The organism is Mesorhizobium waimense, assembly GCF_003601975.1.
Lineage (GTDB): Bacteria > Pseudomonadota > Alphaproteobacteria > Rhizobiales > Rhizobiaceae > Mesorhizobium > Mesorhizobium waimense.
Genome location: NZ_QZWZ01000209.1, coordinates 1 through 470, shown reverse-complemented (window position 1 = coordinate 470; position 470 = coordinate 1). Strand labels below are relative to the sequence as shown.

The window sequence follows — 470 nt, the reverse complement described above, 5'->3', positions numbered from 1 at the left end:
GTCGAAACGCTGAACACCGAGGTAGTCATGCAGGTTATCGCCGTTAATTTCGATATGTTTTAATGACTTATCGAGCAGTAACTGCTTAACCGCTTTGCGGCACAGTTTGGAGATTTCACGCTCCAGACCACGCACGCCCGCCTCACGGGTGTAGTAACGAATAATGCCGATAATGGCGCTATCGTCGACGGTCAGCTCACCTTTTTTCAGTGCATTACGTTCAATCTGCTTCGGCAGCAGGTGACGTTTGGCGATGTTCAGTTTTTCATCTTCGGTATAACCGGAGAGGCGAATCACTTCCATACGATCCAGCAGCGGTGCCGGAATGTTCATGGAGTTCGACGTCGCGACAAACATCACGTCGCTGAGATCGTAATCCACTTCCAGGTAGTGGTCGCTGAACGCTACGTTCTGCTCTGGATCCAGCACTTCAAGCAGTGCAGAGGCCGGATCGCCTCGCATGTCAGAAG

Annotated in this window: 1 pseudogene; it reads right to left on the bottom strand. The window is 51.5% G+C overall.

Going from position 1 to position 470, the window contains the following annotated elements:
* Positions 1 to 470: pseudogene (locus D3227_RS40665) on the bottom strand (endopeptidase La); the annotation flags it as partial.